The sequence below is a fragment of the [Micrococcus luteus] ATCC 49442 genome (genome assembly GCF_010367585.1).
Taxonomy (GTDB): domain Bacteria; phylum Actinomycetota; class Actinomycetes; order Actinomycetales; family Micrococcaceae; genus Arthrobacter; species Arthrobacter luteus_A.
This window is the reverse complement of the sequence record NZ_JAAAXP010000001.1, coordinates 4,094,074-4,113,397: the sequence shown is the minus strand read 5'-3', so window position 1 is coordinate 4,113,397 and position 19,324 is coordinate 4,094,074. Positions and strand designations below refer to the sequence as shown.

Below are 19,324 nucleotides of genomic sequence, written 5' to 3'. Positions count from 1 at the left end.
ACGGCGGAACGGCCTGCCTGGTCACAGCAACTCCCCCACCGGGATGTCGCCGGCCACAAGATCCAGCACAGATCCGGCGAAGTGCCTGATGCTTCGCCGGTTGCCCAGGTCAAGAAGCCGCCCGTTTTCCCCGGCCGCGGTGACGCCCCGCAGCTCCGGCACCCGGCCCTGCACTGGAAGACCAACAGCATCCGCAATCAGTCCGGCGTCCAGTGCGGCGCCGGTTTTGCCCCGGACCAGCAGCGCCGCCTCAACCGGGGGAAGTTCGTGGAGCAGCCGGGCCGTTGCCACGGCGGCTTTTAGCTGTGCCGGCACAACCACCAGAAGCCGGTCACAGTCCCAGGCAAACATGTGGACGGGCTCTGCGCCGCGACCAATGTCCACCACCACCAGTTCGTAGCCGCGGCGGGCAGCATCCAGCACACCACCCGCGGCAGCAGCATCCACAGGCGCCGGACGATCGCGGCTGCCCGGCCAGGACAGGAATGAAAACCCGCCGGCGACGGGCAGTGACTCGGCGAGCTGCTCTGGATCGATGCTGCCGCTGGCGCCGGCCAGATCCGGCCAACGCAGGCCGGGCGTCTCCTCGGCGGCCAGCGCGAGCTCCAGGCCGCCGCCCCAGGGATCGCCGTCAACCAGCAGGACCCGGACACCCAGCCCGGCTGCTGCCTGTGCAATCCAGATGGCCGAGGTGGTGGCTCCGGCCCCGCCGCAGCCGCCTGTGATACCCAGAACCAGGCCGCCGGCTTCGGGCGAACGCGATCTGCTCAGATGCTCAGCCAGCCAGGCCGAGGCATCGGGAAGCACTGCCACCCGCTCCGCCCCGAGGGCCGCAGCCAGGTGCCAGAGGCTGTCCCCTTCCCCGTTGAGGCCCACCAGTACCGCGGGTGCCCGGCGTCGCGGAGGCAGTTCACGGACATCGCTTCCCACCAGCACGGCGGCGGCGGAGTCCCAGTATTTGGCCGCATCCGCGACGTCTGCCACGACCCTTAGCTGGCCGCCGGCGGCAGCCACAATCTGCTCCACCTGCCCCTGCAGAAAGTCCTGGCCGGTGACCAGCAGCACCTCGTCTGCCGCCGTGTCCGGCAACCATGCCCCGGCAGCCGGCCCGGAGCCGGACGTTCCGGCGCCCAACCCGCCGGGCCCCACCCCGCCGGCACCTAACCCACGGGCCGCAAAACCTCCTGCGTCAAAGACCCGGGCCTCGAAGCCGCCGGCCCCGGGCCCGGCGGATGCAGCTCCACGGGGAGGGGAGGACCGGGCGCGGGGCCGCTGGGAAGACGGCTGGTCGGAAGGTGATGGCGATAGCTGGTGCCTGCTCATGGAGCAACTCTCCACGTCACCGGATCCGACACACAGGGGCCGTTCCCTCTATGTGGACAACTCCACTCATCCGGAAAGGAATGGACCTACGGGCCGATGACCCTGGAGGTCCACATCCCTCCCGCCCGGCTACTGCTTCCCGTACTTCCGGTGGACGGCCTGCTTACTGACGCCCAGGCACAGGGCAATCGCTTCCCAGGACAAACCCGCCTGCCGGGCCTTGCGGACCAGGGACGCCTCAGTGCGTCCCACTTCCTTGTGCAGTTCAGCCACCGCGTAGAGCGCTTCCGCAGGCCCTTTTCCGTCCATTGATGCCACCAGCATTTTCATTCGTTCCACCTCCATGCCGTCAACATTAGTTGACAACCTGATTGGCGTCAACAAACGTTGACGGAGAACCGCCGTCCATCCGCGCCCCCGCCACAAGGCAGAATTGACGGTATGTACCTGCTGCTCGCCGCCCATTCCCACGGCGCAGCCCTCCAGCAGGTCACCCAGGCCGGTGATCCGCACCCGGACCGCCCTGAACCGCGGCTGATCAGCGCAAGCGAGCTGCCCGGCGTCGTACGCCACCTCGAAACCCGGCCCCGCGAGGCGCCGCCGCGCTGGATCTGGCACCGCACGCAGGACTGGTACCCGGCGCTGCTGGCAGCCGGAGTGGAAGTGGACCGCTGCTACGACCTCAGCCTGTGCGGGACGATTCTGGCCTACTCGGAGTTCACCGCCCACACCGAGTACGCCCTGAACGCCGAAAAGGCCACGCTCGACGATCCCCGGGAACCGCCCCGCGCCCTCCAGCCGCCACCCCCGCCCGCAGACCAGGGCGCACTGTTCGACGATCTCCGGCACCGGGCGCCGCGCCACACACTGGCGGACCTGCGCGCCGAATTCGCGGCACAGCAGACAGCACTGACCGCCGCCGCCCCGGACGGGAACAAGCGGAAACGGCTGCAGCTGCTGCTTGCCGCCGAGTCCGCCGGCGCCATGATCGCGGCAGAAATGCAGCACAGCGGTGTCCCTTGGCGGGAGGACCTGCACGAGCAGATACTCGCCGAATACTTGGGACCCCGCCCTCCCGCGGGCCACCGGCCTGCGAAACTCGAAGCCCTGAACACCGAGCTCCGGACCCTCCTGAACTCCCCCGCGCTGAACCCGGATTCGCCGCAGGAACTGATGCGGGCGCTGCACCGCAACGGCATCGAGGTCAAGAGCACGCGGCAGTGGGAGCTGATGGAGTCCAGCCATCCCGCCATCGAGCCGCTCCTCGCCTACAAAAAACTGTCCCGCCTGCACACCGCCAACGGCTGGGCCTGGCTGGATGCGTGGGTGAGCAACGGCCGGTTCCAGCCCGAGTATGTGGTGGGCGGCGTGGTGTCCGGCCGATGGGCCTCCCGGGGCGGCGGTGCCCTGCAGATTCCCCGGCAGATCCGCGGTGCAGTCCATGCCGATCCCGGCCACAAGCTCATCGTCGCCGACGCCTCCCAGTTGGAACCGCGTGTCCTGGTGGCTTTGGCGCAGGACGCCAAAATGGCTGAAGCTGCGCGCGACAAGGACCTTTACGCGGGCATCGCCGCGCAGGGCTTCGGCGGCGACCGCGCCAAGGCCAAGGTGGCCCTCCTGGGCGCCATCTACGGCGCCACCACCGGGGAATCCGGGCGGCTCATGCCGCAGCTGGCCCGCACCTACCCCCGCGCCGTCGGCTTCGTGGAGCAGGCAGCGCGTGATGGTGAGGCCGGCGGGACCGTCACCACAAGGCTTGGCCGCAGCAGCCCGCCGCCGTCCGAACAGTGGTTCCGGAGCCAGCAGTCGGCAACGGCGGAGGAACAGCGCCGTGCGGAAGCCATCGCGCGCTCCCGCGGCCGCTTCACCCGCAATTTCGTGGTGCAGGGATCTGCCGCAGACTGGGCGGCGTGCTGGCTGGCGGAATTACGACGCCGGCTGCGGTCCCTGCGTGCCGACGGTTCAGTTAAGGCGGAGCTCGTCTTTTTCCTGCACGACGAGGTGATGGTGCACGTCCCCGAGTCCGGAGTTGCCGCCGGCATCCGCGCCATCGAGGAAGCAGCTGCCGCAGCAAAGGAGCTCCTGTTCGGACCCATCCCCGTGGAATTTCCGGTCAGCGTGGCCGTGGTGGATTCCTATGACAACGCCAAGTAGCGGAAAGTAACCTACCCGGCAGTAGCTGGTTCTGCGCTGTGACGGTAGTTACAGTCGGGGAAGACCCGCTGAAGCAGACGGCGGGGCTAAACATGCAATGACGCATATTAGGGGAGGTCCGGATCATGCCCGGCAGGCTGGAAATACATCGGGTGGGCGACGAAGCCTATCGCTTCAATCTCACTGACAAAAACGGCAAGGTTGTGGCCGTTTCGCCCGACTTCAAGCACCTTGGGGCGCTGAAGGACGGCATCAAGGCCTTGCGTGAAAACGCGGCAACCGGAGTGGTTGTGGATCTGCGTCATAAACCGCATCCGAGCTAGGCGGGCTAAACCCCGCACCGGCAACCGGGCCCGGCCGTCAGGCCGGGCCCCAGCCATTTAAGGCCGGCCGGAGACTCAGAAGGCTACCTCGTGCACGCGCGTCCGGTCCCACGGCACGGCCCAGCCCAGCTGTTCAAAGAGGCCATCAAGAATAATCCCGGTGAAGCCCCAGACCAGCACGCCGTTCACGGCGAAGGCCGGACTGCTGAAGGTCCTGCCGTCACGGCCGACTGTTGCAGTGACCCGGTTGGCCGGGTCCAGCAGGTCACGGACAGGGATCCGGAAGACCTGGGCGGATTCGGCGTAATCCACCACGTGGACCGGCGACGGCGACGCCCACCAGCCGAGCACGGGCGTCACCAGGAAGTTACTGCGGGCCAGCCCCAGCTCCTGAAGGGTGCCCAGGACTTCCACTCCGGTGGAGTCCAGTCCCGTTTCTTCCTCGGCTTCCCGCAGGGCGGCGGCAATGGGGGTTTCGCCCTCGTCAATGCCCCCGCCCGGAAAAGCGACCTGGCCCGGGTGCGAGCCGAGCGTGTGCGCGCGCTCGAGCAGCAGGACATCGAGATCCGCCGCGGCCAGCAGTTTGTCCGACGCCGCCGGAACATCGTCCAGCACACCGAAGAGCATCAGGATGGCGGCCTTGCGGGCCACGCTTTCGTCCACGGTCAGAGCTGCCCACGCGGTGTTGGGCGCGTCCACTGTGCCGTCGTCCGATCTGCGCACGAGGTCAATCAGATCCTGCCGTGCGGTCACGGTACCCGCCTCTGGGATTCCATCCGGATCTCGGCCGCACGGTGCGTTTCGGCCAGCAGCTGCTCCAACAGAGCCTCGTTTCCGGGCGCCAGTTCGTATTTGAGGAGCTTGGCGGCTTTGACGGGGTCCGTCTCGCCGAGGCCATAGCTGGGGCACCAGTTCGCTACGGGGCACGCCCCGCAGGCCGGCTTCCGTGAGTGGCAGACACGCCGCCCGTGGAACACCACCCGGTGGGACAGCATGGTCCAGTCCTTGGGCTCGAACAGCTCGGCGACGTCGAATTCAATCTGGACGGGATCCTCGGACCCGGTCCAGCCGAAGCGCCGGGCCAGCCTGCCGAAGTGCGTATCCACCGTAATTCCCGGGATCCCGAAAGCGTTGCCCAGCACCACGTTGGCGGTTTTCCGTCCGACCCCGGGAAGGGTCACCAGGTCTTCGAGCTTGCCGGGCACCTCGCCGTTGAACTCGTCCACGAGCCGGTGGCTCAGGGCCAGGACATTCTTCGTTTTGGCCCTGAAGAAGCCGGTGGGCTGCAGGATGGCTTCCAGCTCGGCGGGATCGGCCTCGGACATGGTGCGGGCATCGGGGTACCGGGCAAACAGGATCCTGGTGACCTGGTTGACCAGCACATCGGTGGTCTGCGCCGACAGCACGGTGGCCACCACCAGCTCGAACGGGTTCCGGAAATCCAGCTCCGCGTGGGCGTACGGGTATTTTTCCGCCAGCGCCCTGTTGATCCGCCGGGCCCGGCGCTTCAACGCCAGCAGCGACTCCGCGGCGATGCCGGGCGATGCCGGCCGCGGCGCGGGACCCCGGGCCGGACGGGGGCCGGTTCCTGTTCCGGGCGTACGGGAGGTGGCCACGGTCGGGGCTAGCCGCGCTCGATGTTGCTGAGATCGCGCAGCAGGCCCAGGCGTCCGTCCGTGTGCTGGACGAGGAACTCGTGGCCCCGGTCTTCGAGCGCCAGCACCCAGCCGCCGGGTTCGATCACAAAGGCAGGGGCGCCGGTGTGGGGGTCCACGGCGGTGCGGTGCTGTGCCACGGCAAACCAGAAAGCCTCATGCACCGGCTGTTCCTCGGATTCGTCCGGCCGGCTGGCAGGGTCCACTGTCGCGCCGATGGGCTCGGCGCTCCGCACCTGCTGGTGTACTGCCGTGGCGGCGGGTTCGGCGGCGGCCGGGCGGGAGGCGGCACCCGCCTGCGCTCCGTCGTCGTGCGCTGCAGCTTCGGCAACAGGCGCCGCAGCTGTCCGGGGCGCTGACGAGCCGCCAGCGGGGATGTCACCCAGCTTCGTCTCATCGGCGGCGGATGCTGCGGGAGCGTTTGAAGCTGAAGGCACGACGTCGGCCGCCTGGGTTGCGGGGCCAGCGTCACCGGCAGCGGTCCATTCCCTGACCTCGGGGGCGGTAGAAACTGCTCCGGCCGCGGCCGGAGCGCCAGCACCGGCGCCCGCAGCGGCAACGCCCGTAGCGGAAGCGCCTGTGTTGGCGGGCGCGGACGCCGCAGGAGCCGAGGCGCCGTGCGACGTCTGTGCAGGCTTGGAAGCAGCCGAACGGTTGGCCGGCCAGAGCCCGGCAGGGATCCCGAAAGCCGGCTTGGACGCCGCCCCCGCCTCTGCGGCGGGCTTGGGTTCCTTGGGCGTGTGCGGCTTGGGAAGCGGAACGGCCGCGTCGCGGGCCATCACGTGGGCGGCGGTTTCGTCGCGTCCCAAAAAGTCGCCGGCGAAGTACGGGATGAAACGGCTCAGCACCGTTGCGGCGAACAGGATGGCGGAGCCCGCCAGGCCCACCAACAGGCTGGGCACGTAGGCTGCGGCGGCGGACACAAAGAAGAACGCGAGAGCGAAGGACGCCACCACCGAGGCGAACTGGTCAACGGACAGTGAGCCGATCCGGACCTTGGTGGCGGGAGCCAGCCGGCGTGCGGCAAAAAGGGCGGTGACGATCATCGGCAGGACGATGCCCAGTCCGAGGAAGAACAGGCTGCCAGCATTCCAGAGGTTGAACCGGCCAAGGAAGATCGGCAGCAGAGAGGCCACCAGGAGAACCAGAGTGGCGCCAAAAACCGTCAGGTCACGCAGCGTAAACGGGCCCAGTACGGCCTGGTTGGTGGTGCCGGGCTTGGCGCCGGCCTGCCGCTGCGGGTCCTGCGCTGCGCCATTTTCCGGCGTGGCGTCATGCCCTGCCTCCGTTGCGCGGCCAAGTTTCTGGCCGGAGCTTTGCTGGTTCATTCTGTTCTCCTTAGCGTGGCGGCACGGGGCGGTTCCGCCCCAAAAACTGTGCCGTCCGGAACGGCGGCAGCGGCCAGGTCCGGGCAGTGATGCACCGGGTCCGACAGCTCCGTAGAAAGTCACAATTCACATCTCAGCCTAGTCATCCGTGTGGCCGATCACTAGCTGATCCGTGGCGCCGGGACCTCAGCGTGCACGGCCCCGCAACCATTCACCGCTAAATAAATGCCGTTCGCGGGCTGCAGTGTGACAGCTGACACACAGGAGCAGGTGCAAGCATTAGTCTTGTTCCGGAACAGCTCTTTGCGGAACTTCCGTGATCCGCCTTGCCCGATGCCGCGCACAGTGGCGGAGCACGGCGAGGTGACGGCCGGCCGCAGCAAAGACCGATGAATGATGAGGTTCACCAATGTCCCAGGACACTCCCGGCGCCACCGCCACTGCCCCCAAAGCCGCTGAGCAGAGCCTGCAGGGCGACGCCTTTGAAAACCTGCTCCATGAGAACCGCACCTTCCCCCCGAGCCCCGAATTTGCTGCCGACGCCGTTGTCACCGCAGCCGATTACGCTGAGGCCGACGCCGACCGGCCGGCTTTCTGGGCCCGGCAGGCCCGCGAGCTGCTGACCTGGTCCAAGGATTTCGACCAGGCCCTTGACTGGTCCAATCCGCCGTTCGCCAAGTGGTTCGTCGGCGGGGAGGTCAACGCGGCCTACAACGCTTTGGACCGGCACGTGGAGAACGGCCTGGGCGACCGGGTGGCCATCTACTTCGAGGGCGAGCCCGGGGACACCCGCACCTACACCTACGCCCAGCTCACCGACGAGGTGAAGAAGGCCGCCAACGCGTTCGAGTCCCTCGGCGTGGCCAAAGGCGACCGCGTGGCTGTCTACCTGCCCATGATCCCCGAAGCGGTGATCACGCTGCTGGCCTGCGCCCGGATCGGCGCCGTGCACTCCGTCGTGTTTGGCGGGTTCTCCGCCGACGCGCTCCGCTCCCGGATCGAGGACGCCGAAGCGAAACTGGTGGTCACCGCCGACGGCACCTACCGGCGCGGGAAGCCCAGCTCCCTGAAAACCGCTGTCGACGACGCCCTTCCCGCCGAGGGCCACACTGTCCAGAACGTCGTGGTGGTGAAGCGCAACGGCCAGGACGTGGACTGGCACGAAGGCCGGGACCACTGGTGGGCGGACACCGTCGAGCAGGCATCAACCGAGCACACCGCCGTCGGGCACGATTCCGAGCACCCCCTGTTCATCCTCTACACCTCCGGCACCACGGGAAAGCCCAAAGGCATCCTGCACACCACCGGCGGGTACCTCACCCAGGGCGCCTACACCCACAAGGCAGTCTTCGACCTGCACCCCGAGACGGACGTGTACTGGTGCACGGCCGACGTCGGCTGGGTCACCGGGCACTCCTACGTCGCTTACGCCCCGCTGATCAACGGCGCCACCCAGGTCATGTACGAGGGCACCCCGGACTCCCCGCACCAGGGCCGCTGGTGGGAGATCATCGAGAAGTACAAGGTCTCCATCCTCTACACCGCCCCCACCGCGATCCGCACGTTCATGAAGTGGGGCCGGGAGATCCCGGACAAGTACGATCTGTCCTCCCTGCGCGTCCTGGGCTCGGTGGGCGAATCCATCAACCCCGAAGCCTGGATGTGGTACCGGGACGTCATCGGCGCCAACAAGACCCCCATCGTGGACACCTGGTGGCAGACCGAAACCGGCGCCCAGATGATCGCCCCGCTCCCCGGCGTGACCGCCACCAAGCCCGGCTCCGCCCAGACACCGCTGCCCGGCATCGCCGTGGATGTCGTGGATGAGATGGGCGAGTCCGTCCCTGACGGGCACGGCGGTTTCCTGGTCATCCGTGAGCCCTGGCCGGCGATGCTCCGCGGCATCTGGGGCGATCCTGAGCGGTTCAAGGACACCTACTGGTCCCGCTTCGAGGGCATGTACTTCGCCGGTGACGGCGCCAAGAAGGACGAGGACGGCGACGTCTGGCTCCTGGGCCGCGTGGACGACGTTATGAACGTCTCCGGCCACCGGCTCTCCACCACCGAAATCGAATCCGCCCTGGTCTCCCACCCCGCCGTGGCCGAAGCCGCCGTGGTGGGCGCCTCGGACGAAACCACCGGCCAGGCCGTCGTCGCCTTCGTCATCCTCCGCGGCGACGCCGTGGACTCCGGCGACGCCATCGTCCAGGAACTCCGCAACCACGTCGGCAAGGAAATCGGCCCGATCGCCAAACCGAAAACCATCCTCGTGGTCCCGGAACTGCCCAAGACCCGCTCCGGCAAGATCATGCGCCGCCTCCTCAAGGACGTCGCAGAGGGCCGCGAAGTAGGCGACGCCACCACCTTGGCCGACAACACCGTCATGGCGCAGATAGCCGCATCGCTCAAGAAATAAGGAGACAGGAGCGGCCCTGGACCGGCGGGCAGAAGCGTCAGGCATGTTAGCTTGAAGTCGCGTGCACCGCCACCGATGCCGGGGCCGTTCCTGGAGGGGGAGTTCAATGAGTGGGAATGTGCGTTGGGGCGTCCTGGGTACCGCCCGAGTCGTCCGCAAGACGATTCCGGCGTTGCAGGAAACGAGAAACGGCGAGGTAACGGGCATCGCTTCCCGCAGCGAGGAAAAGGCCCGGGAATACGCTGCCAGGCACGGCATCCCACAGGCGTTCGGCTCGTACGAGGCGCTGCTCGCTTCGCCGGACATCGACGCCGTGTACATCGCCTTGCCGAACGCACTGCACCGTGAGTGGATCCTCAAATCCTTGGACGCAGGCAAGCATGTCCTCTGCGAAAAACCCCTGGCGATGAGCGCCGCCGAGTGCGGGCAGATTGCGCGCAAGGCCGAGGCGACCGGGCTCAAGGTCCTGGAAGGCTTTATGTACCGTTTCCACCCGCGTTTCGAAAAGCTGCAAGAGCTGCTGGCAGCCAACGCGGTAGGCAAGCTGACATTTGTCCACGTCGCGCACTCCTTTGACGCGGGCGGAGAGGATAACATCCGCTGGTATGCAGGGCTCGGTGGCGGCGCACTGTTTGATACCGGGTGCTACGTCGTCAACATGAGCCGGATGGTCACGGGGCAAGAGCCGGCTCACGTCGCCGCCTTTGGCAACTACCGGGACGCCAACGACGGCGGCCGGATCGACACGAGCATTGCGGGCATGCTCCGCTTTCCCGGCGGCGCAACCGCGCTTTTTGATACCGGAGTCAACCTCGAGCGCCGTAACTTCCTGGAAGTAACCGGAACTGAGGGACGGCTCTATCTCGACAATCCTTTTGGGCTCCTGGAGGAGGATTCGGTTTTGGAGGAGCATCACTTCGGGCAGGACACCATCCGTCACACGATCAAGGGCGGCGCGAACCACTTCGTCCGGATGGGCGAACACTTCGCCGACAGCGTCCTGAACGGTACACCGCTCCGCTATGACCTCACGGACGCGGCAAACAACGCCCGGGTTTTGGAGGCACTGGACCACGCAGCGCGGACACAGGAGGGGGCACCTGAACCCTCGCTGCGTTCGGGGGCAGGCGTCAGCTGAAGGTTCCGCCGTTCAGGCCGCTCCCCCTTCCGCGTGGGCGGCTCAAGCAGCCAAAATACTGCACGCCCTAGACTGGGACCAGCCCTGACCGCCGTCCTGAAGGATCCCCTGATGCTCCCCGCTGCACGTCACCAGGCCATTGTGGACGCCGTCCAGCGGGAGCGGGTTGTCCGGGTGTCGGACCTGGCACAGCAGTTGGGTGTCTCCCTCATGACCGTGCGGCGCGATATTGAACTTCTCGAGGAAGGCGGCCGGCTGGAGCGCATCCACGGCGGCGCCAAAATCCCCGGCGATGTCAGCACCCATGAGCCCGGTTTTGAACTCAAATCCACCCAGCTGACAGCCGAAAAGAAGGCCATTGCACTGGCGGCCGCTGGCCTGGTGCACGAGGGCATGGCCGTCGGATTCAGCGCCGGCACCACCACATGGGCGCTGGCCAAGGAACTGGTCAACGGTCCGCGGATCACCGTGATCACCAACTCGGTGCGCATTGCCGATCTCTTTCATCACGCTGCCGCGGCGGGAGTCCCCCGCTTCAGCTCAACGGTGATCCTGATCGGCGGCGAGCGCACGCCGTCGGACGCCCTGGTAGGACCAATCGCGACGGCGGCGCTGAAGCAGCTGCACCTGGACGTGCTGTTCCTGGGAGTGCACGGCATGGACGCGGAGGCAGGATTCACTACCCCGAACCTGCTTGAAGCCGAAACCAACCGGGCCTTCATAGCGGCTGCGCGCAAAACCGTGGTCCTGGCCGACCACACCAAGTGGGGACTCCAGGGCATCAGCACCATCGCAGCCCTGGACGACGCCGACGAGGTCATCAGTGATTCAGGCCTGGGCTCCGAGGCGCAGCGGATCCTCGGCGACCGCGTGGGTAAAGTCCGGATCGCGGGCTAACCCGGGTCACCGCCTTTCAGGGACAGCCGCAGGACTGGCGGACGAGCAGTTTCGTGGGAAAAATCCTGTGCCGCGGCTTTTCCCCACGGGCGGCACCCACCAGTGCCGCCACGGCGGCTTCCGCCATGGCAGCAACAGGCTGCTCCACCGTGGTCAGCGGCGGCCACGAGTATTCAGCCTCGATGGAACCGTCAAATGACACCACGGCCACCTCACCCGGAATCGCCAACCCGGCTTCATGCACGGCACGCAACAGGCCCACCGCCTGGGTGTCAGAAGTAGCAAAGATGGCAGTGGGCCTGTTCACTGAGGCAACCAGGCGTTGCCCGGCAAGGTAACCGCCGGGCCAGGTGAAGCCGCTGTAGACAATGGGACCTTCAGGCAACCCTGCGTCCTGCAGCGCCTGGCGCCAGCCCACCTCGCGGCCGTCGGTGCTGCCCGACACGTTGGTTCCCATCGCCAGGCCGATGTTTGTGTGGCCGTGGCCAATGAGGTGTTCGACGGCGATCCGGGCGCCGGCGGCTAGGTCCACGCCAATACTGTTGAACCCCGGCGCGTCCCGCTCCTGGTTAAGCAGGACCGCCGGGATGTCAGCCCGCTCCAGGACTTCAAGATCGGGTTCGAAGAGCACGCTGGCCAGCAGCACCCCGTCCACTTGCCGGGCCGCAAGGTTGCGGATGTTGCGCCGCTCCTTGGCGAGGTTGCCGTCGGAATTACTGAGTACCAGGGCATAGCCGAGCTCCGCGGCGGCATCCTCCACCGCGTGGGCGAACAGCGAGAAGAACGGGTTGGTGTTGTCCGGGATGATCAGGCCCAGCGTCTCGCTGGAACCCAGCTTGAGGGCCCTGGCGGCCGCGTTGGGCCGGTAGCCCAGCACCCGGATGGCATCCTGCACCTTGGCTTCGGTGGCCGGAGCGACTTTCTTGGGCCCGCCGTTGACCACGTAGCTGACGACGGCGGTGCTGACGCCGGCGTACCGGGCAACATCCTTGCGGGTCACAGGGCCACGCGGAGCCTGCACTGCGGGAGTGGTCATGGTGTTCATGCTAACCGCCTGACTTTCGACCGGGAGCACACCCGGCTAGCGCTCCGCGTCAGAGCCCAGTGTCCCACTTGTAATCTACTCGAGTCAACATGCCATCAAATGGAAGAATCCCGCTTGTTAGCAGCCGGAAAAACACTATTGCGGTCCTCGATCTACTCGTGTAGATTCATCGGCAGTTGTTATCCACATCACAGTCCAGGAAAGGGTCGACGATGACCACCCTTGCCAAACCCGCACGAACCGCCCGGCCGCAGACGGGCGCACCGAGCCCCCGCGGCGGCTACCGCCGGCTCGGTGACCTGAAGATCGCCCTCCTCTTCATCGCCCCGGCCATGATCGGTTTCATTTTCTTTTACGTCGTGCCCACCATCCGTGGCGTGTACCTGAGCTTCACGGAATACAGCATCCTCGGCGACCCCGAATGGGTGGGCCTGGACAACTACACGGCCCTCGCCACGGACCCGCTGTTCTGGAATTCACTGGCCGTGACCGGCCAATACGTCTTCCTCAACATCGTTCTTCAGACGGCCTTGGCCCTGGGCCTGGCCCTGCTGATGCACCAGGTGGCCAAGTCCACGCTGGTCCGGGGCGCGCTGCTGCTGCCGTACCTGATGTCCAACGTCATCGCGGCGCTGCTCTGGTTCTGGATGCTCGATTACCAGATCGGCGTGGTGAACCAGTTCATCGAATGGGCAGGCATCCCCCGCATCGCTTTCTTTGGCAGCGAGGAGTGGGCCATCCCCACCCAGGCCCTGATCAACACGTGGCGCCACATGGGCTACACGGCACTGCTGATCTTCGCCGGCCTGCAGGCCATCCCCCACCACGTCTATGAGGTGGCCAAGCTGGACGGCGCTTCCCCGTTCCAGACCTTCCGCAAAATCACCATTCCGCTGCTGCGGCCGGTGCTGGTCCTTGTCCTGGTGGTTACCGTGATCGGTTCGTTCCAGGTCTTCGACACCGTCGCCGTCACCACCCAGGGCGGTCCGGTCAACGCCACCCGGGTCATCCAGTACTACATCTACCAGCGCGCCTTCGCCGAGTCGGACTTCGGGTACGGGTCCGCCATCGCCGTCATTCTTTTCCTCATCCTCGCCCTGGTGGCCTTCATCCAGATGAAGTTCCTCAAGGGCAACGAGTCGGACCTGGACTAAGGAGTCCCGCATGAGCACCACCATCAGCCGCACCGCCGCGGCCGCCCCGGCCCGCCGCCGTCGCCCGTTCAACGCCCGCCGCGCGGGCGCCTGGGCCCTCCTGGTCCTGGCCATCGCCGTCTCCGTTCTGCCGTTCCTGTGGGTCCTGCGCACGGCGCTGTCCACCAACAGCTCGCTCGCCTCACAGTCGGCCAGCCTGCTGCCGGCGGACTTCACCTGGGGCGCCTTCCTGCGGGTCTTCGGGCTCCAGAGCCCGGCGGATGCCATCGCGGAAGGCGGATCGGGGGCAGCCATCGACTTCTGGCTGTACCTGCGCAACTCCGTGATCTTCTCCTCCATCACCACCGCCGGCGCCGTGTTCTTCAGCGCGATGGCTGCCTACGCCTTCGCCCGGCTGCGCTGGCGGGGCCGGAACACGGTCTTCAGCCTGTTCCTGGGCACCATGCTGGTCCCGCCGATCTTCACCGCACTGCCCAACTTCCTGCTGATCAAGAACCTGGACCTGCTCAACACGATGCTCGGCATGGTCCTGCCCTACGTCTTTATGACCCCCTTCGCCATCTTCTTCCTCCGCCAGTTCTTCCTGAACATGTCCCGCGAGGTCGAAGAAGCGGCAATGCTCGACGGCGCCAAGCACCTGCGCATCTTCTTCCAGATTGTGCTTCCCAACGCCGCAGCCCCGCTCGCAACCCTGGCGCTGCTCACCTTCATCGGCCAGTGGAACGAGTACTTCTGGCCCCTGCTGGTGGGCTCCCAGGACGACGTGCGCGTCCTGCAGGTGGGCCTCGGCGTTTTCAAGTCCCAGTCCCCGCAGGGATCCCCGGACTGGTCCGGCCTGATGGCCGCCACCCTGGTCTCGGCCCTGCCCGTCCTCATCCTCTTCGCCGCCTTCGGCAAGAAGATCGTCAACTCCATCGGCTTCTCCGGCATCAAATAAGCACTCCACCCTCCGCACCCTCCCGAATTCCCCGAACGGAAAGTAGAACCATGAAGAAATCCTTCGGCGCCGTCGCCGCTGCCGCTGTTATGGCGCTGTCCCTGTCCGCCTGCGGCGGTGGCTCCTCCTCCGCAGAATCCGCCAAGGGCGAGATCAACTACTGGCTCTGGGACGCCAACCAGCTTCCCGCCTACCAGCAGTGCGCGGACGATTTCACCAAGGCAAACCCGGACATCGCCGTCAAGATCACCCAGCGCGGCTGGGACGACTACTGGAGCACCCTGACCAACGGCTTTGTGGGCGGCACCGCCCCGGACGTCTTCACCAACCACCTTGGCCGTTACGGTGAGCTCGCCGAGAACAAGCAGCTGCTGGCCCTCGACGAGGCCGTGGAAAAGGACAACGTGGACGTCTCCGCCTACAACGAGGGCCTCGCTGACCTCTGGGTGGGCCAGGACGGCAAGCGTTACGGCGTGCCGAAGGACTGGGACACCATCGGCCTGTTCTACAACAAGGCCATGCTCACCAGTGCAGGCATCTCAGAGGACCAGATGAAGGACCTCACGTGGAACCCCCAGGACGGCGGCACGTACGAGGACGTCATCGCACACCTGACCGTGGACAAGAACGGCAAGCGCGGGGATGAGGCCGGCTTCGACAAGAACAACGTGGACGTCTACGGTCTCGGACTGAACGGCGGCGGCGATTCCTCAGGCCAGACGGAGTGGAGCTACTTCGCAAACACCACCGGCTGGTCGCACACGGACAAAAATCCGTGGGGCACACAGTACAACTACGACGACCCGAAGTTCCAGGCCAGCATGGAGTGGTTTGCCGGACTCGTCAGCAAGGGCTACATGCCCAAGCTGGAGACCACTGTTGGCGCGAGCATGGCGGACACCTTCGCCGCAGGCAAGTCGGCCATCAACGCGCACGGTTCGTGGATGGTGGGCCAGTACACCGGCTACAAGGGAATCGAAGTGGGAATCGCTCCCACCCCGGTAGGCCCCGAAGGCAAGCGTGCGTCCATGTTCAACGGCCTGGCGGACTCGATCTGGGCCGGGACCAAAAAGAAGGATGCATCCATCAAGTGGGTGGAGTACCTCGCCTCCGCTGAGTGCCAGGACGTTGTGGCCTCGAAGGCCGTTGTCTTCCCGGCCCTGAAAGCCTCCTCCGACAAAGCCGCCGAAGCCTTCAAGGCCAAGGGTGTGGACGTCACCGCCTTCACCGAACACGTCAAGAACAAGACCACGTTCCTCTACCCCATCACGGACAACACCGCCAAGGTCAAGGGCATCATGGAGCCCGCCATGGACGCTGTGGTTTCGGGCAAGGCACCGGCCAGCTCCCTGACCCAGATGAACGAACAGGTCAACGCGCTTTTCAAGTAGGCTCCCAGCATCACCCGGCCGTGCGCCGCGGGCATCGTGTCCTGCGGCGCACAGCCTCCCATTCACAACCCCTCGCAGAAGGACAGCATTCTATGGACCCGCTCCACCTCCGTTCCGCCGGCACCAGCCTGGTGATGAGCTTCGCCAGCGGGGAGGCCGAGATCATCCACTGGGGCGCAGATCTGGGCCCCACGCTGCCGGACCTCGCCATCCTCGGCGACCCGATCCCCCACTCCGCCATCGACGCCACCGTCCCTGCCGGCCTCCTGCCCCAGGCATCCTCCAGCTGGCGCGGCCGTCCGGCACTCCGCGGGCACCGCATTGCCGACGGCGTCTCCGGCCTGGACTTCTCTGTCCGCCTCCGCGTGGTGAGCGCGGGCGCCGATGGCGACTCCGACACCGGAAGTGCCGCCGCCGGCGGTTCCGCGGTTATTGTCCAGACCGATCCCGACGCCGGCATCACCGTCTCGTCCTCCCTGACACTGCACGACGGCGGGCTGCTGGAACTGCGTCACACCCTCACCAATGACGGCACCACCCCGTACCAGCTCGACGAACTGGCCACCGTCCTCCCGGTGGCGCCGGACGCCGTCGAACTCCTCGACCTGACCGGCCGCTGGTGCCGCGAAAACCACCCGCAGCGCCGAGCCATCCAGCAAGGCACGTGGGTCCGCACGGGCCGCCACGGCCGCACCGGGCACGACTCCTCGCTGCTCTTCGCCGCCGGCACGGCCGGGTTCGGCAACCGGCATGGCCGGGTGTGGGCCACGCACCTGGCGTGGAGCGGCAACCACGAGCAGTTCGCAGACAGCATCGGTGACGGCCGCACCATGATCGGCGGCTCGGAGCTTCTGGGGCCGGCCGAAGTCATCCTCGAACCGGGCGGCAGCTACACCACGCCGGCCCTGTTCGCGGCGTATTCGGACCGCGGGCTGGATGGCATCAGCGAGGCGTTCTACAGCTGGTTCCGCTCGCGCCCTCACCATGTGCTGCCCGCCGCCGGCACGGGCCTGCCTTCCGGAAAGCCCCGCCCCGTGGTCCTGAACACCTGGGAAGCGGTCTACTTCGACCACAACCTGGCCACCCTGATTGAGCTTGCCGATTCCGCGGCTGAACTCGGCGTGGAGCGTTTTGTGCTCGACGACGGGTGGTTCCGCGGGCGCCGCGACGACCACGCGGGCCTGGGCGACTGGTACGTGGACGAGGCACTCTGGCCGGACGGACTCACTCCCCTGATCGAGGCCGTGACCTCGCGCGGGATGGAATTCGGGCTGTGGGTGGAACCGGAAATGGTCAACCTGGATTCGGACATTGTCCGCGCGCATCCGGAGTGGATCGCCGGACCTGCTGCCGTGTCCTACAAGGACGGGGGCCGGCTGCCCCTTGAGTGGCGCAACCAGCATGTGATCGATCTCGTGAACCCCGAGGCCTGGCAGTACATTTACGACCGCGTTGACGCCCTCCTGCGCGGGAACAACATCAGCTACCTCAAGTGGGACCAGAACCGGGACCTGCTGGAACACGGCCACGCCGGCCGGCCGTCCGTCCACGAACAGACGCTGGCCGCCTACCGTCTCTTCGACGAGCTCAAGAAGGCGCATCCCGGCGTTGAGATTGAAAGCTGCTCCTCAGGCGGCGCACGTGTTGACCTGGGAATCCTGGAGCGGACGGACCGGATCTGGGCCTCGGACTGCAACGATGCCCTCGAACGCCAGACCATCCAGCGCTGGACCGGGCTGGTGGTGCCGCCGGAGCTGGTGGGCGGCCACGTCGGCCCCACCACCTCGCACACCACGGCCCGCACGCACGATCTGTCCTTCCGCGCCATCACGGCCCTGTTCGGTCACTTCGGCATGGAGTGGGACGTCCGGCAGGTCACCGGTGCCGGGCGCGAGGAACTCAAACGCTTCATCGGCCTCTATAAGGAGCACCGCGGCCTGATCCACTCCGGGCGAATGGTCCGCGCTGACCTCGCCGACAGCTCTTTGATGCTGCATGGCGTCGTGGACGCCGGGGCTGCCGGGTCACCTGAGCCGGGCACGACGGCGGCGCTGTTTGCCCTGGTCAGCACAGGCACCTCCTTCGCCGAACAGACCGGCCGGATCACCATCCCCGGCCTGGATCCGGACCGCTCCTACCGGGTGGACGCCATCTTCCCGGCGCCGGGAGACGCGGACTACGCCCACACGTTCACGCAGGTCCAGCCGCCGGCGTGGCTGGCGAACGGAGCCGAAGTCAACGGACGTTTCCTGGCCGGGGTGGGCCTGCCGATGCCCATCCTCAACCCGGAGCACGCCATCGTCCTGAGGTTCACGGCGCTGTAGGTCACAGGGTCAGGCCGCGTTGCCTAGCCGCGAGTCACCCAGCCGGGAGGAGATGGCCGAGCCCAGCAGCAGGACCCGGAACGTCCGCTCGGTGGCTTCACGCAGCAGAGTGGCTCCGTTGGCCACGGCAGTATCAAGGTCCATGGGGATGGGGATGATCCCTGCAATGGCGTCGATCCCCGCCGCATGGACATCGCCGGAGTCCTTGCCGATGGACCCGGCGAGCGCCAGCACCGGGACACCGGCCGCCTGGGCACGCCGGGCCACCTCGGCCGGCACTTTGCCACGGGGGGTCTGGAAGTCGATGGCACCCTCGGCCGTCACCACGAGGTCCGCCCGGGAGATGTGGGCGTCGAGGTCCACACCGGCCAGCCCCGAGTCCAGCAGCAGTTCAAAGCGCGGAACCAGGTTGGCTCCCAGCGATGCCAGACCTGCACCGAGGCCGCCGGAAGCGCCCGTACCGGGGCCTGTCCGCAGGTAGCTTTCCGGCTGTCCGGTGGCCCCGGCAAGCAGCTGCGCCCACCGGTCCAGTCCCGCGGACAGGACCTCAACCTGTTCCGGGGAGGCCCCTTTCTGCGGACCGAACACACGGGCCACTCCCTGCGGTCCGCAGAGGACGTTGTAGGGGTTGAGCGCCAGGTCGATCCGGGTGCTGGCAAGGCGGCTGTCCAGCCCGGACAAGTCCACAGCCGCGGCGTGAGCCAGGGCTGCGCCGCCTTCGGGCAGGTCGTTGCCCCCGGAGCCCAGCACCCGGGCGCCGAGCGCACGCAGGGCGCCCGCACCGCCGTCGGACGTTCCCGAATCGCCGCAGCCCACAATGATGCGTTCGGCGCCCTGGTCGAGTGCGGCGAGGATCAGCTCGCCCACGCCCCGGGTGGTGGTCAGTCCCGGGTCGCGGAGTCCGGCCGGCACCAGGCGCAGGCCCGCCGCCGCTGCCATCTCCACGACCGCGGTGGGCCGGTCCACTTTGCCGAGCATCGCGAAGTGCGAGTCAACGGGGCTTCCCACCGGGCCGGTAACCCGGTGCCGGGTCAGGCGGCCGCCGGTGGCACTGGACAGCGCCGCGGCGGTCCCTTCACCGCCGTCGGCCATGGGCACGGTGGTGACCTGGACGCCGGGGATGACCCGCCTGATGCCGGCCGCGATCGCAGCGGCCACTTCGACGGCGTCGAGGCTTTCCTTGAAGCCTGACGGTGCCACCAGAATGCGTTGCGGAATGGACATAACCATGGGGAGCCA

General features: G+C 67.0%; 16 protein-coding genes. 9 read left to right on the top strand and 7 right to left on the bottom strand.

Annotated features, from left to right (window positions below; all coding sequences use genetic code 11):
• Positions 1 to 21: 21 nt before the first annotated feature.
• Both ssd and GUV69_RS18730 read right to left on the bottom strand, forming a co-directional pair.
• Positions 22 to 1,323, bottom strand: a complete 1,302-nt coding sequence (ssd, locus tag GUV69_RS18735; protein ID WP_164205163.1) for a septum site-determining protein Ssd — start codon at positions 1,321 to 1,323, stop codon at positions 22 to 24.
• A 129-nt stretch (positions 1,324 to 1,452) separates the two neighbouring features.
• Entirely contained in the window at positions 1,453 to 1,668 is a 216-nt protein-coding gene (locus GUV69_RS18730) for a death domain-containing protein (RefSeq protein WP_164205161.1), read from the bottom strand.
• Positions 1,669 to 1,764: 96 nt separating this feature from the next.
• Here GUV69_RS18730 and GUV69_RS18725 point away from each other — a divergent pair, with 96 nt between their 5' ends.
• Together GUV69_RS18725 and GUV69_RS18720 are read left to right on the top strand one after the other, a co-directional pair.
• On the top strand, positions 1,765 to 3,477 hold the full coding sequence (locus GUV69_RS18725; protein ID WP_164205159.1) for a bifunctional 3'-5' exonuclease/DNA polymerase: 1,713 nt from the start codon (positions 1,765 to 1,767) through the stop codon (positions 3,475 to 3,477).
• A gap of 125 nt (positions 3,478 to 3,602) precedes the next feature.
• Positions 3,603 to 3,800 (top strand): YegP family protein, encoded by a 198-nt coding sequence (locus tag GUV69_RS18720; RefSeq protein ID WP_164205157.1) that lies wholly within the window; start codon positions 3,603 to 3,605, stop codon positions 3,798 to 3,800.
• Between the two features lie 75 nt (positions 3,801 to 3,875).
• Here the strand turns inward: GUV69_RS18720 and GUV69_RS18715 are convergent, their stop codons facing one another.
• The 3 genes from GUV69_RS18715 to GUV69_RS18705 form a co-directional block, all read right to left on the bottom strand.
• On the bottom strand, positions 3,876 to 4,553 hold the full coding sequence (locus tag GUV69_RS18715) for an NUDIX hydrolase (protein WP_164205155.1): 678 nt from the start codon (positions 4,551 to 4,553) through the stop codon (positions 3,876 to 3,878).
• On the bottom strand, positions 4,550 to 5,335 hold the full coding sequence (gene nth / locus GUV69_RS18710) for an endonuclease III (protein ID WP_164206768.1): 786 nt from the start codon (positions 5,333 to 5,335) through the stop codon (positions 4,550 to 4,552). The genes GUV69_RS18715 and nth overlap by 4 nt, the downstream gene beginning before the upstream one ends.
• Positions 5,336 to 5,424: 89 nt before the next feature.
• Positions 5,425 to 6,783 (bottom strand): hypothetical protein, encoded by a 1,359-nt coding sequence (locus GUV69_RS18705; protein WP_164205153.1) that lies wholly within the window; start codon positions 6,781 to 6,783, stop codon positions 5,425 to 5,427.
• Positions 6,784 to 7,192: 409 nt separating this feature from the next.
• On the opposite strand from GUV69_RS18705, the gene acs reads away from it, so the two are divergent.
• From acs to GUV69_RS18690, 3 genes are all read left to right on the top strand, one after another.
• A complete protein-coding gene (gene acs / locus GUV69_RS18700; protein ID WP_164205151.1) occupies positions 7,193 to 9,199 on the top strand; it encodes an acetate--CoA ligase in 2,007 nt (668 codons plus the stop codon).
• A gap of 106 nt (positions 9,200 to 9,305) precedes the next feature.
• On the top strand, positions 9,306 to 10,337 hold the full coding sequence (locus GUV69_RS18695) for a Gfo/Idh/MocA family protein (RefSeq protein ID WP_164205149.1): 1,032 nt from the start codon (positions 9,306 to 9,308) through the stop codon (positions 10,335 to 10,337).
• Between the two features lie 111 nt (positions 10,338 to 10,448).
• The gene (locus tag GUV69_RS18690) at positions 10,449 to 11,234 is read left to right on the top strand and encodes a DeoR/GlpR family DNA-binding transcription regulator (RefSeq protein ID WP_164205147.1); all 786 of its coding nucleotides are present in this window, start codon (positions 10,449 to 10,451) and stop codon (positions 11,232 to 11,234) included.
• Positions 11,235 to 11,250: 16 nt separating this feature from the next.
• Here GUV69_RS18690 and GUV69_RS18685 read toward each other — a convergent pair whose 3' ends face one another.
• Positions 11,251 to 12,270 (bottom strand): LacI family DNA-binding transcriptional regulator, encoded by a 1,020-nt coding sequence (locus GUV69_RS18685; protein WP_164205145.1) that lies wholly within the window; start codon positions 12,268 to 12,270, stop codon positions 11,251 to 11,253.
• Positions 12,271 to 12,491: 221 nt separating this feature from the next.
• On the opposite strand from GUV69_RS18685, the gene GUV69_RS18680 reads away from it, so the two are divergent.
• The 4 genes from GUV69_RS18680 to GUV69_RS18665 all read left to right on the top strand — a co-directional run bounded on the left by GUV69_RS18680 (position 12,492) and on the right by GUV69_RS18665 (position 18,085).
• Positions 12,492 to 13,433, top strand: coding sequence for a carbohydrate ABC transporter permease (locus tag GUV69_RS18680; protein WP_164205143.1), 942 nt, complete (start codon positions 12,492 to 12,494; stop codon positions 13,431 to 13,433).
• Positions 13,434 to 13,443: 10 nt separating this feature from the next.
• Positions 13,444 to 14,370, top strand: a complete 927-nt coding sequence (locus GUV69_RS18675) for a carbohydrate ABC transporter permease (protein WP_164205141.1) — start codon at positions 13,444 to 13,446, stop codon at positions 14,368 to 14,370.
• A gap of 50 nt (positions 14,371 to 14,420) precedes the next feature.
• A complete protein-coding gene (locus GUV69_RS18670; RefSeq protein WP_164205139.1) occupies positions 14,421 to 15,761 on the top strand; it encodes an ABC transporter substrate-binding protein in 1,341 nt (446 codons plus the stop codon).
• Positions 15,762 to 15,853: 92 nt separating this feature from the next.
• Entirely contained in the window at positions 15,854 to 18,085 is a 2,232-nt protein-coding gene (locus tag GUV69_RS18665) for an alpha-galactosidase (protein ID WP_164205138.1), read from the top strand.
• A gap of 9 nt (positions 18,086 to 18,094) precedes the next feature.
• Here the strand turns inward: GUV69_RS18665 and GUV69_RS18660 are convergent, their stop codons facing one another.
• Positions 18,095 to 19,315, bottom strand: coding sequence for a glycerate kinase family protein (locus tag GUV69_RS18660; RefSeq protein WP_164205136.1), 1,221 nt, complete (start codon positions 19,313 to 19,315; stop codon positions 18,095 to 18,097).
• Between the last annotated feature and the right edge of the window lie 9 nt (positions 19,316 to 19,324).

Coding starts and splice junctions, on each gene's coding strand:
- ssd (WP_164205163.1), bottom strand. CDS start 1,323: ATGAGCAGGCACCAGCTATCGCCATCACCTTCCGACCAGCCGTCTTCC.
- GUV69_RS18730 (WP_164205161.1), bottom strand. CDS start 1,668: ATGGAGGTGGAACGAATGAAAATGCTGGTGGCATCAATGGACGGAAAA.
- GUV69_RS18725 (WP_164205159.1), top strand. CDS start 1,765: ATGTACCTGCTGCTCGCCGCCCATTCCCACGGCGCAGCCCTCCAGCAG.
- GUV69_RS18720 (WP_164205157.1), top strand. CDS start 3,603: ATGCCCGGCAGGCTGGAAATACATCGGGTGGGCGACGAAGCCTATCGC.
- GUV69_RS18705 (WP_164205153.1), bottom strand. CDS start 6,783: ATGAACCAGCAAAGCTCCGGCCAGAAACTTGGCCGCGCAACGGAGGCA.
- acs (WP_164205151.1), top strand. CDS start 7,193: ATGTCCCAGGACACTCCCGGCGCCACCGCCACTGCCCCCAAAGCCGCT.
- GUV69_RS18695 (WP_164205149.1), top strand. CDS start 9,306: ATGAGTGGGAATGTGCGTTGGGGCGTCCTGGGTACCGCCCGAGTCGTC.
- GUV69_RS18690 (WP_164205147.1), top strand. CDS start 10,449: ATGCTCCCCGCTGCACGTCACCAGGCCATTGTGGACGCCGTCCAGCGG.
- GUV69_RS18685 (WP_164205145.1), bottom strand. CDS start 12,270: ATGACCACTCCCGCAGTGCAGGCTCCGCGTGGCCCTGTGACCCGCAAG.
- GUV69_RS18680 (WP_164205143.1), top strand. CDS start 12,492: ATGACCACCCTTGCCAAACCCGCACGAACCGCCCGGCCGCAGACGGGC.
- GUV69_RS18675 (WP_164205141.1), top strand. CDS start 13,444: ATGAGCACCACCATCAGCCGCACCGCCGCGGCCGCCCCGGCCCGCCGC.
- GUV69_RS18670 (WP_164205139.1), top strand. CDS start 14,421: ATGAAGAAATCCTTCGGCGCCGTCGCCGCTGCCGCTGTTATGGCGCTG.
- GUV69_RS18665 (WP_164205138.1), top strand. CDS start 15,854: ATGGACCCGCTCCACCTCCGTTCCGCCGGCACCAGCCTGGTGATGAGC.
- GUV69_RS18660 (WP_164205136.1), bottom strand. CDS start 19,315: ATGGTTATGTCCATTCCGCAACGCATTCTGGTGGCACCGTCAGGCTTC.